We start from the raw sequence: 11,462 nt of genomic DNA, 5'->3' as shown, positions 1-11,462 counted from the left end.
TTAGCAAACAATTATGAGGTCACTTATAGCTCATGGAGGAATGTAAAATATTCTGCCTTGTTGAGCGAGTGGTTAAGCCTAAAGAAAATAATCAAAAATAATTATGAATACTTTAAAGTTACTATTTTCGTATTACTGGCGTTTGAGCCTATTGAAGGAAACTCCAGAAAATTCTCCTTATTCTGTTTTCCTACTTGTTGTAATGTGTCTTCTATTCTCTATTATAATGCTGATTCAGTGGAATATCGCCGAACTTGATTTTTCACGTGATTGGTTATTAAGTTTAATGATGGCTATGAGCCTGATTCTGTCTTTTATATTCTATACCTATGCTATTTTAAAGTTTCAAAATCTTGCATCCAGGCTTGTGCAAACAGCAACATGTTTATTGAGTGCCTATATTATTATACATGTTTTGGCGACACCATTATTCATAATTGATACTTATTTGTCTGCGGAGAATCTTAAAAACCCCATTTTTTTATTTATAGGTATGATATATTTGTTCATCACTTTGGGGCTTTCTATTTGGCAATTTGTAATTACAGCCCATATTTATAAATTTGCTTTAGGCACTACTCCGGTGAAATCAATTTTGGCTGCTTTTGGTTTAGTTGCTGTTAATATTTTAACTATTTCTTTTTGGCGATGACATCATGACACATTTACATATATTGGGAGTAAGTGGAACTTTTATGAGTGCTCTGGCTTTGCTTGCCCGCGATGCGGGATATAAAGTTACAGGAAGTGATGCCAATTGCTATCCACCCATCAGTGATTTACTTGCTGCCAAAGGTATTTCGTGGACTGAAGGCTATGATGATTCCACTTTAGCATTACAATCAGACATGGTTATTGTTGGTAATGCTATTAAGCGGGGAATGCCAGTTCTTGAAGCGGTTATGGAGTCGGGAAAACCATATATGTCAGGCCCTCAATGGCTTGTCGAAAATATTTTATCGAAATATCAGGTGATTGCAGTAGCTGGGACTCATGGCAAAACTACAACTACTTCAATGATTGCCTGGATTTTGGAGCAAGCTGGAATGAATCCGGGATTTCTTATCGGTGGTGTGTCCAGTGATTTCAATACCAGTGCCTGCCTTGGCAAAGGGAGGTGGTTTGTCATTGAGGCAGATGAGTACGACAGTGCTTTTTTTGATAAACGTCCTAAATTTATGCATTATCGTCCACATATTGCGGTACTAAACAATTTGGAATTTGATCATGCCGATATTTATCCAGACTTGGCAGCTATTCAACAACAATTTCATTATTTATTAAGAACAATTCCAAAAAGTGGTGTGGCTATAAAACCTCGAGATGATAAGGCTTTGAATGAAGTTCTATCCCGAGGTCAATTTTCGCGTATTGAAACACTGGCATTATCCGGGGACGCTGAATGGGTTGCCGAGCTGATTGACGATAGTGGTTCAAAATTTAAAATACTGCATAATGGGGTAAAGGTTGCTGAAGTATATTGGCCTTTAATAGGTCGATTTAATGTAGAAAATGGCCTAGCGGCAATTGCTGCTACCTGGAATGCTGGGGTAAGTCCTGATGTTGCAGCCAAGGCTTTAGAACAATTTTCTCCAGTAAAACGAAGACTCGAAGTTCGTTCCAATCGACATGGAATAACAGTTTATGATGATTTTGCCCACCATCCAACCGCAATTACCAAAACTATTGATGCTTTAAAAAGAAGTGGTCGCCATCAGCGTATTTTTGCTGTTATGGAGTTTGCTTCCTATACCATGAGAACAGGCGTACATGCCGGAGAAATGGCTTATGCTTTAGCCCCTGTAGATGGCGCCTATGTCTTGGATCCTCAGGACTTTAATTTAAAGGACTCTGTTAACTCCTGGACATGTCCGTATAAAATTTGCAAAAATAATGAAGAGATCGTTAAGGAGATCATCAATACAGTAAGAGAAGGTGACGCTGTATTAGTGATGAGTAATAGAGGATTTAATGGAATTCATCAACAATTAATCGACTCTATAGATAAACTTTTTATGTAACTATTCATTCTTGTCTCCAATTGTCTTGAGACTATGTCATGATATTGAGGAATAGGTGGGATAAATATCGTGTTGCATTGTTCGTAAAGTCCTACCTTAAAAGATCAGTGCAGTAAAATACAGTGATTTGATTTTTAAATGACTTGTCCAACATCCTATGTGTCTCAGCTTGTCCGAGGCATTCAACGTACACTTGTGTGGATATCGATATTTCTGAAAAGCAATGGCACCTGTAGAATAGGTCATTTAAAATTCAAGCCAATATATATATCTTGAGTTTAGAATAACCTACGGAAAAATATATTTATTTTCTTCATCCAAATAAAATTGGCGATTTGAAATATTTGTTGGCAAATAGTTAAATTAATAGTTGCAATATTATGTGTAGGTTGATATAAAAATTAAAAGAGTCTTGATCATCAGAGGTGTGTTACTCGCTGCGGTTCTTGCGGGTGGGCCCTTGTGGGAGGGAAACCATGCTAGAGTTTGCCGAATTTCAGCAAAATGCATTGAAATTAACAGATCAATTAAAGAGGCGCAGCATACCATCCTTAGGATGTTTTTGTTTTTTTTCAGTGATATTACCCAATACAGCTGCCATTGAAGATGCCCAAACGATTAAATTGGTTGCTTATAGCCTGGATAGCGAGAATGATGATGACTTACTCGCTTATCTTAAAGGTATCACAAGATATTCTGCTGTAACCCCAAAAAATATTAACGAATTCAAAAAAAAGGTACTGACTGGAATTTATTTAATGATGTGGTCACATTATAGCTCTACTGTTTCGAATTTAATGAATAGTACATTGGTTGAGCTATTTCAAAGAGATTTGCAAGTGAGTTCCCCACAAAAGATGAGCGATACTTTATTTGATTCCAGTTTGGAGGCTTTAAGTCAATATTGTTCATTTGCCTATCAAAATCGTAATGAACGAATTTATGACAACTTAATTCGCCGTTTAGGTAAAACGGTGCAAGCAGATATTCATACCTTACGTCTTTCCAGGGAGAAACAGGAAACTTCATTCTATGATATTTATAAAGGAATTATGCGTACTTTAGGACTTAATAGCGTGTTTTAGACAGGAGACACTATGACTTTTACTCCGCCCGAGTTCAAAATATTAAGTGTAAATACTCGTAACTTAGAGACTGTATTCTCTACCTTGCTAGGCAGATATAAAATTATTACTGATCCTCCTGTATCTGAAGCGGTATCGAGTAGTGAACTAATTAGAAATACCCTGGAAACATTATTGGCCAGAACCCATAAGGTTGTGATTTGTAAAACAGACAGGGAAACTGCCAGGGATGTATTTAAACAATTAAGTAATGAATTGCGTGAAGTTTTAAAAGAAAATAATGAGGAAAAAAATAAACAATCCATTTTGTTTTTGTTAGGCGCTTTGCTTCATCGCTATTTTAGACTGATTAAAGAGTATGATAATTTTAATTCATACATTCCTGTCCCATCATTTTTTTTTAAATATAAAGCACCATCTGATGTAAAAGATTGTCGATTGTTTCAAGCAATAAGACTCGCTTTAGGTTTACCTGAAGAGATGGAGAAGAATTATAGAATAAATGATCTGAAAATTATTGATGTAACAACGATTGTAACTGCTTTAGAAACATTTCGTGATAATATGCAATTGATTGTGGGCAAGGATGAGGCGAAAATGCCGCGTTATAAAAGCTATCCTCATTTTGCAGCAGATAAGAACTTTGAAATTTATTTACAAGAAATTATTGATGAGCATAAAAGACGTAATCCTGTTGTTTTAAATCAATTCAAAGCCATAAATTTCATTCAATCATTGGTAAAACAAATTGAAGAAGAGCAACGACAAGTCGAAGAGGCTTTGACTCATCTAGGCAAATTCTTGCCAAAAAGTTGTCCTGATTTTAAAACTGTGTCTTCAGAGTTGATGGAAGAGCAAATAAAAACTCAAATTGAATCACAAGTCATACAAGAAAAAATTATCGACCTATTGTATACCGGACATATTCAGGATAATTTTAGTACGATGGATTGTGGATCATTTATTGAAGCAATGAAAAACTGTAATAACAGTCTTGCAAGATATCGGGCTTTGGGTGGTTTTTGTTTGTTATTACAAAACGAGGGTGTAAAAGAGCAATTGCGGTTTTGCATTCACCAGGCTCTGGGTGTGGAAATAAATCCCAATGAGTTGACTGATAAGGATATGCTTGATGCAATCAGGCTTCTTAAAACATATTTTGAAGCTAATCCTAAAGTTGAGCTTAATTTTGATTTTTTTGGTGGAAAAGGACCAATGAATACATTCATTCTTCAAACAGAATTGGCTTTATCTAAAAAAGTTCAAGCAGTAAATAAAGCTCAGGAAGACAACGCAGAAACTCGCACTACTGCTTTATTTGTTTGATGCGCTTATGCAGCTTGTTCTGGAAATCTCCTAATACTGGAGTCCTGATTCAGGACTCCAGTGTTTTTATCCAAAATGATAACATTAATCATTGCTTGGAAAATTCCATTACTCCATCTTTATAGGATACAATAATGGTTTCCCCTGATTTGAATTTTCCAGTCAATAATGATTGCGCCAGTGGATTCTCTAATTTTTGCTGAATGGTACGTTTTAAGGGGCGGGCACCATAGACCGGATCAAAACCTGCTTCAGCCAAATGAGATAAAGCGTCATTTGTGACTTCAAGAGTAATGTTTTGTTGTTTCAGACGATGATGCAAGTAGTTAATTTGGATTGCAGCAATTTTTGCAATTTGTTCTTTTGTCAAGGAATGGAATACCACCGATTCATCAATTCTGTTGATAAATTCAGGTCTAAAATGTTGGCTGACTAAATCCATTACAGCAGCCTTAATCTGATCGTAATCAAATTTGCTGCTCATTTCCTGAATCAGTTGAGATCCCAGATTAGAGGTCATAACAATAACGGTATTCCTAAAGTCAACAGTACGTCCCTGACCATCTGTTAAACGGCCATCATCCATAACTTGAAGCAGAATATTAAATACGTCGGTATGAGCTTTTTCTACTTCATCGAGCAAGATAACAGAATAGGGCTTGCGCCTGACTGCTTCAGTTAAATAGCCACCTTCTTCATATCCTACGTAGCCAGGAGGCGCGCCGATTAAGCGTGCAACAGAGTGTTTTTCCATAAATTCAGACATATCAATGCGCACCATAGCTTCTTCCGTATCAAAAAGAAAAGAAGCTAGCGCTTTACATAATTCGGTTTTTCCTACGCCGGTTGGACCCAGAAAAAGAAACGAACCAATGGGACGATTGGGATCTGATAACCCTGCACGTGAGCGTCTTATGGCATTAGAAACAGCATCTACTGCTTCATTTTGGCCAATAAGTCTGCTATGCAAAGCTTCTTCCATTTTCAGTAATTTTTCCTTTTCTCCCTCCATCATTTTAGATACGGGGATCCCTGTCCATTTTGAAACAACTTCTGCGATCTCATCTTCGGTGACTTTATTGCGTACCAACTTTGTTTCCATAGCATCGACTGAAGAGACCTGGCTTAATCTTTTTTCCAGTTCAGGTATACGACCATACTGTAATTCAGACATACGACTTAAATCTCCAGCTCTTCTGGCAGTTTCCATTTCCAGTTTGGCTTGCTCAAGTGCCTCCTTGATTTGTGTGGATCCTTGCATGGTTGCCTTTTCAGCTTTCCAAATCTCCTCTAAGTCTGAATAATTCTGCTCTAATTCATCGATACTTTTTTGTAAATCAACAAGTCTTTTTTTAGACGCTTCATCATTTTCCTTTTTCAATGCTTCACGCTCGATTTTTAGCTGAATCAAACGTCGTTCCAGTTTATCCATACTTTCAGGTTTTGAATCAATTTCCATCCGGATTAAGCTGGCTGCTTCATCAATTAAATCAATGGCTTTGTCGGGTAGTTGGCGGTCGCTGATGTAACGATGGGATAGCGTTGCTGCAGCAACCAACGAAGGATCTGTAATTTCAACTCCATGGTGAACTTCATACCGTTCTTTAAGACCCCTTAATATAGCAATGGTGTCTTCCACACTGGGTTCATCGACCAGTACTTTTTGAAAGCGTCTTTCAAGGGCAGCATCTTTTTCAATATATTGTCGGTATTCGTCTAATGTGGTAGCCCCGATGCAATGCAATTCACCTCGAGCTAATGCTGGTTTGAGCATATTCCCGGCATCCATAGCTCCTTCAGCCTTGCCAGCGCCGACCATAGTATGCAATTCATCAATAAACAATATGATTTGACCTTCTTGTTTTGCCAAATCATTAAGAACTGCCTTTAAACGTTCTTCAAACTCCCCGCGATATTTTGCACCAGCAATCAATGCACCCATGTCCAGTGCCAGTAAGCGTTTATTCTTTAATCCTTCAGGCACTTCACCATTAATAATTCGTTGCGCCAAACCTTCCACTATAGCTGTTTTACCTACACCAGGTTCACCTATTAATACAGGGTTATTTTTAGTTCTTCTTTGCAATACCTGGATGGTGCGTCGAATTTCATCATCTCGTCCAATAACTGGATCCAGTTTTCCTTGTTCGGCACGTTCAGTCAAATCCAGGGTATATTTTTCAAGGGCTTGTCGCTGTTCCTCTGCATTTGGATCATTAACAGTTTCTCCACCTCTTAACTCATCAATCGCCTTTTCAATGGCTTTGTTGTCACCTCCGGCTTGTTTGAGGATTTTCGCAAGGTTACTATCCTCACTTATCGCTGCTAATATAAAAAGCTCGCTTGAAATAAAGTTATCTTTTCTTTGTTGCGATAATTTGTCAGTCAGGTTAAGTAGTCTATTCAACGCATTAGATATATGAATATCGCCTCCGGTACCTGATACTTTAGGGAGTTTATCCAGAGCTTGGTCAATTAAGGTTCTTAATAGTGGTATATTAACACCCGCTTTACTAAGAAGAGGTCTGCAACTTCCACCTTGTTGATCGAGTAAGGCTTTCATTAAATGTTCTGGCTCTATAAATCCATTATCTCTACCTAAGGCCAGGGATTGGGCATCTGCAAGAGCCATTTGAAACTTTGATGTTAGTTTGTCCATTCGCATAGGAACACCTTTCTAGTTATTTTGGGGTATTAATTCTAGTTTACATGCCATAAAATGGGTATTATTTACATTTTTTCAAGAGTTTTTTATGAATAATGAGTCATCTTCTAATTCTAATTTGGATTCACAAGCTTTGCTTAATCAGTTGGTAATTGACTATCTCAAAGAAAAGAAAAGAAAACGTCTATGGAAATGGATTATAAGAGCTTTTATCCTGGTCATATTAATTTATTCATCTTATAAAATCGTTTCAGTCGCTAAAACCACAGAAGCATCTAAGGATAAAGAGCATATTGGATTGATTGATATTAACGGTGAAATCGCAGATTCCAGTTCCGCAAGTGCTGATAATTTCACAAAAGGGATTGAGAAGGCATATAAAAGTAAAGGATTAAAGGCATTAATTGTCCGGATAAATAGTCCTGGAGGCAGCCCTGTACAGGCAGAATATATTTACAATGTTTTGCAATATTACAAAAGTCTAAAACCAAACATTAAAACTTACGCTGTTTGTGTCGATATGTGTGCATCCGCTGCTTATTACGTTGCTGTTGGCGCAGATGAAATATACGCAAGCCCTGCAAGCATGGTCGGTTCAATAGGTGTTTTATATAATGGTTTTGGTTTTGTTGATGCAATGCAGAAACTTGGTATTTCACGCAGGTTACAAACTTCAGGCGTCAATAAAGCGTTCCTGGATCCTTTTTCCCCAACTACTGAATTTCAGAAAGAAAAGCTGCAAACCATGCTTGATATAGTACATAAACAATTTATTACGCGTGTCAAAGAAGGAAGAGGAAATAGATTAAAGATTAATGAGGAAACCTTTTCCGGGCTATTTTGGACTGGTGAGCAAGCGTTGGCTAATGGTTTAATTGATGGTTATGCCAGTAGTGGGCAGTTGGCACGAGAGGTAATTAAAATTACTGATATGGTTGACTATACTTACAAGCAAAATGTCTTTGACCGCTTGACTAAAAATTTGGGCACAGCGATGGCAGATGAGTTACCAGTAATTTTAGGAATGAAGCCGGGATTGAGATAGGAGTTGTTTTAACGCTCAAGAGAAGCATTAATCCGCTTTCTCATCTGTGAGAGAGCGGATATTTAAAAATTACTTGAAATCGATAAACCCAAGTCATCGCCTTAATAGGCTTAGATTGACAACTTATTTTAAAACTGGTGATATTGTTTGTAAAAGTGACTTAAATACCTTAGGGGTTCCAGCGACTACGTCGCCATAATTTAGGAAATCTTCTCCGCCTTGAACATCACTTATTAGTCCCCCAGCTTCTCGGATCAGTAAGGCTCCCGCAGCAATATCCCATGGGCGTAAACCAAACTCCCAGAAACCATCCAGACGACCGCTTGCAACATAAGCCAAGTCAAGAGCAGCAGAACCTGTTCTTCTAACTCCAGCACATTTTCCGAGCAAGGCTTCAAAGGTTGGCAAATATCGCTGGGCAAGAGTTACATCACGAAAATGAAAACCTGTACCTAACAGAGAAGCAGTGAGTTGGGTTTGTTTGGACACACGTATTCTTCTATCGTTTAGCCTTGCCCCGCGTCCTCTGCTTGCAGCAAAACACTCATGGCGCAGGGGATCATAAATAACGCCATGTTCAAGGCGATTTTTAATTTTTAGAGCTATGGATACAGAATAAAAAGGGAAGCCATGAAGATAATTTGAAGTACCATCCAGAGGGTCAATTATCCAGACTGTATCACTATCGCCTTGCTGAATACCGCTTTCCTCTGCAAGAATTCCATGCTCTGGATAGGCTTTCTGTATCGTACTAATAATAACTTGCTCTGCTTTAATGTCCACTTCGCTAAAATATTCATGGCTGTTTTTAGGAGTTATTTTTAAACGATCAACCTGTTCTACATAACGATTAATGATTTCACCAGCTTGTCGCGCAGCATTGACAGCAATATTTAAAAGTGGTTCCATGGATATACTCTTTAGCTATAAAATCAGCAATTCTAACACATTTTTTTTAAACAAAGAGAAGTTCAATCAATAAATCCTATGATATAGTTAACAATCGTATTTGGAATAATTTGTTATGAAGTTAAGTTCTATTCGAATCGTTCTGGTTTCAACTTCCCATCCTGGTAATATTGGCTCCACTGCAAGAGCCATGAAAACTATGGGGCTAAGTTCATTGTACCTGGTTAGTCCGAAGTCATTTCCTGATCTCAAAGCCAAAGAAATGGCTGCTGGGGCTGATGATGTCCTGGATGCAACTATTGTTACAAATACTTTGGACGAAGCTTTAATTGGATGTCAGTTGATTTTAGGTACGAGTGCCAGGCCACGGGGGTTGTCATTACCTGGATTGATTCCAGCTTCCTGTGCAGAATTGATAAAACAACAATCAGATAATACTCAAGTGGCTATTGTATTTGGTAGAGAACACGCAGGACTTACTAATGAAGAGCTGCTAAAATGTCACTACCATATTAATATCCCAAGCAATCCGGACTATAGTTCATTAAATTTGGCTCAAGCAGTACAAATTATAGCCTATGAACTTCGTATGAAGTTATTATCCCCACGTGCTGAAGTAGCTCTCCGTAATGAAGAACAGGCTACAGCTGATGAAATTGAACAATTTTATGAACATCTAAAGGAAGTTTTTATTGAAATTAAATTTTTGAGACCCTCTAATCCGAGGAGATTAATGCAAAGAGTAAGGCGGCTGTTTAATAGAATCAACCTTGAAAAAATGGAAGTTAGCATTTTAAGAGGTATGCTTAGCCAGGTTCAGAAATCATTGGAGTGGGCAAGGAAAGACAATAGGAGCAATAAAATTGGCAATAAAACCGATTTATTTTGATTATATGGCAACAACACCAGTTGATCCTCGTGTTGTTGAGCAAATGATAAAATATTTAGGTCCTGAAGGGGATTTTGGTAATCCTGCATCAGCAACTCATGAGTATGGGAGAGTTGCTTCTATGGCAGTTGAGCAGGCACGTTCTCAAATTGCAGAAACTATCAATGCTTCCCCTCAAGAAATAGTGTTTACATCAGGCGCTACAGAAGCAGATAATTTAGCTATTTTAGGAGCTGCCCGGTTTTATAAAAATAAAGGAATGCATCTTGTTACTATGAGCACTGAGCATAAGGCCGTGCTTGACAGTTTTCATCAATTGGAAAAAGAAGGTTTTCAAGTCACCTATCTTAATCCAGAATCAGATGGTTTGTTGGCCCTTGAGAAACTTGAATCAGCCCTTAGACCAGATACTATTCTGGTTTCTATTATGCACGTTAATAATGAAATTGGTGTCATACAAGATATTGCCTCTATTGGTGAGTTATTAAGAAACAAGGGAATTATATTTCATGTTGATGCTGCTCAAAGCGCAGGTAAATTACCAATCGATTTGAGCCAGCTTTCAGTTGATTTGATGTCGTTTTCTGCTCATAAAAACTATGGGCCTAAAGGGGTAGGGGCTTTGTATGTGAGGCATAAGCCAAGGATTCGTTTACAGACTTTAAGTTTTGGTGGTGGGCATGAGGGGGGATTGCGATCAGGAACATTACCTACTCACCAAATTGTCGGTATGGGGGAAGCTTTTGCTATTGCAGAGGCTGAAAGAATTACCGAACAGATGCGTATTCTAAATTTACGCAAAAAACTATGGGACGGAATACGGCATTTACCTGCTATTAAACTAAATGGAAATGAGCAAAGGCGTATCGCAGGAAATCTGAATGTGAGTTTTGTTGGATTAAATGGAGATTCATTGTTGTTTGCTTTAAATGAGTTGGCGGTGTCGACTACTTCTGCTTGTTCTTCTGCGAGTATTCAACCATCTTATGTCCTAAGAGCAATTGGTTTAACTGATACGGACGCGCAATCAGCGGTCCGTTTATCCATAGGACGGTTTACTACAGAGGAGCAAATAAAGAAAGCGATTGATATAATTTGCACACAAGTAAGTCGGCTTCACGAATTATCACCATTATGATGTATAATAAAATTGTACAGGATTATTTTTTTCAGCCTCAACATACAGGTACGCTGGATTTAAATGATCCTTTTGCAATAGGTGTACAAAGTCAACAGGCTAATCAACTGAATACAGTGCATTTTTATATAAAATATGACAAAGACAAGAACATATCCAGGGCCAGATTTAAAACGAATGGCAATCCTTATGTTATCGCGGCAATGGAATGGATCTGTTGTCAGATTGAAGGTAAAGCTTTGGAAACACTTCCATTAATTGATTTTCAGATTTTAATTAATGTATTACAGATACCTAACAGTCAGTATCCTGTAGCAGTTCAGATAGAGGACATATACAAAGAAGCATTGATTTTGATGCGTAAGAAATTTGAGAGGTAAAGAG

General features: G+C 37.8%; 10 protein-coding genes. 8 read left to right on the top strand and 2 right to left on the bottom strand.

All coding sequences use genetic code 11. The features are described from left to right. Positions 1-103: 103 nt before the first annotated feature. From EL201_RS08980 to EL201_RS08965, 4 genes are all read left to right on the top strand, one after another. Positions 104-652, top strand: coding sequence for a hypothetical protein (locus tag EL201_RS08980; RefSeq protein ID WP_027221939.1), 549 nt, complete (start codon positions 104-106; stop codon positions 650-652). A 1-nt stretch (position 653) separates the two neighbouring features. Then, the gene (mpl, locus tag EL201_RS08975; protein WP_027221938.1) at positions 654-2,021 is read left to right on the top strand and encodes a UDP-N-acetylmuramate:L-alanyl-gamma-D-glutamyl-meso-diaminopimelate ligase; all 1,368 of its coding nucleotides are present in this window, start codon (positions 654-656) and stop codon (positions 2,019-2,021) included. 437 nt (positions 2,022-2,458) lie between these two features. Beyond that, positions 2,459-3,106, top strand: coding sequence for a lpg1752 family Dot/Icm T4SS effector (locus EL201_RS08970; RefSeq protein WP_080273054.1), 648 nt, complete (start codon positions 2,459-2,461; stop codon positions 3,104-3,106). Between the two features lie 12 nt (positions 3,107-3,118). Next, positions 3,119-4,432, top strand: coding sequence for a hypothetical protein (locus tag EL201_RS08965; RefSeq protein ID WP_027221936.1), 1,314 nt, complete (start codon positions 3,119-3,121; stop codon positions 4,430-4,432). 88 nt (positions 4,433-4,520) lie between these two features. Here the strand turns inward: EL201_RS08965 and clpB are convergent, their stop codons facing one another. Beyond that, a complete protein-coding gene (clpB, locus tag EL201_RS08960) occupies positions 4,521-7,097 on the bottom strand; it encodes an ATP-dependent chaperone ClpB (protein ID WP_027221935.1) in 2,577 nt (858 codons plus the stop codon). Positions 7,098-7,185: 88 nt separating this feature from the next. Between clpB and EL201_RS08955 the strand changes: the two genes are divergently transcribed. Further along, positions 7,186-8,142 (top strand): S49 family peptidase, encoded by a 957-nt coding sequence (locus tag EL201_RS08955; protein WP_027221934.1) that lies wholly within the window; start codon positions 7,186-7,188, stop codon positions 8,140-8,142. 123 nt (positions 8,143-8,265) lie between these two features. On the opposite strand, the gene EL201_RS08950 is transcribed toward EL201_RS08955, so the two are convergent. Further along, on the bottom strand, positions 8,266-9,051 hold the full coding sequence (locus EL201_RS08950) for an inositol monophosphatase family protein (RefSeq protein WP_027221933.1): 786 nt from the start codon (positions 9,049-9,051) through the stop codon (positions 8,266-8,268). 115 nt (positions 9,052-9,166) lie between these two features. On the opposite strand from EL201_RS08950, the gene trmJ reads away from it, so the two are divergent. The 3 genes from trmJ to EL201_RS08935 are packed head-to-tail and all read left to right on the top strand — an operon-like array spanning position 9,167 to position 11,458. Then, positions 9,167-9,940: a tRNA (cytosine(32)/uridine(32)-2'-O)-methyltransferase TrmJ gene (gene trmJ, locus EL201_RS08945; protein ID WP_027221932.1), complete on the top strand. Its 774-nt coding sequence runs from the start codon at positions 9,167-9,169 to the stop codon at positions 9,938-9,940. A gap of 4 nt (positions 9,941-9,944) precedes the next feature. Next, positions 9,945-11,078 (top strand): IscS subfamily cysteine desulfurase, encoded by a 1,134-nt coding sequence (locus tag EL201_RS08940; protein ID WP_050598283.1) that lies wholly within the window; start codon positions 9,945-9,947, stop codon positions 11,076-11,078. Then, a complete protein-coding gene (locus EL201_RS08935) occupies positions 11,075-11,458 on the top strand; it encodes an iron-sulfur cluster assembly scaffold protein (RefSeq protein WP_027221930.1) in 384 nt (127 codons plus the stop codon). The genes EL201_RS08940 and EL201_RS08935 overlap by 4 nt, the downstream gene beginning before the upstream one ends. Positions 11,459-11,462 lie beyond the last annotated feature (4 nt).

This window comes from Legionella pneumophila subsp. pascullei, from assembly GCF_900637585.1.
Taxonomy (GTDB): domain Bacteria; phylum Pseudomonadota; class Gammaproteobacteria; order Legionellales; family Legionellaceae; genus Legionella; species Legionella pascullei.
Note: the sequence above shows the minus strand (reverse complement) of the source record. Positions and strands in the feature narration are given on the sequence as shown.

Coding starts and splice junctions, on each gene's coding strand:
- EL201_RS08935 (WP_027221930.1), top strand. CDS start 11,075: ATGATGTATAATAAAATTGTACAGGATTATTTTTTTCAGCCTCAACAT.
- EL201_RS08965 (WP_027221936.1), top strand. CDS start 3,119: ATGACTTTTACTCCGCCCGAGTTCAAAATATTAAGTGTAAATACTCGT.
- EL201_RS08955 (WP_027221934.1), top strand. CDS start 7,186: ATGAATAATGAGTCATCTTCTAATTCTAATTTGGATTCACAAGCTTTG.
- EL201_RS08980 (WP_027221939.1), top strand. CDS start 104: ATGAATACTTTAAAGTTACTATTTTCGTATTACTGGCGTTTGAGCCTA.
- EL201_RS08940 (WP_050598283.1), top strand. CDS start 9,945: ATGGCAACAACACCAGTTGATCCTCGTGTTGTTGAGCAAATGATAAAA.
- EL201_RS08950 (WP_027221933.1), bottom strand. CDS start 9,051: ATGGAACCACTTTTAAATATTGCTGTCAATGCTGCGCGACAAGCTGGT.
- trmJ (WP_027221932.1), top strand. CDS start 9,167: ATGAAGTTAAGTTCTATTCGAATCGTTCTGGTTTCAACTTCCCATCCT.
- clpB (WP_027221935.1), bottom strand. CDS start 7,097: ATGCGAATGGACAAACTAACATCAAAGTTTCAAATGGCTCTTGCAGAT.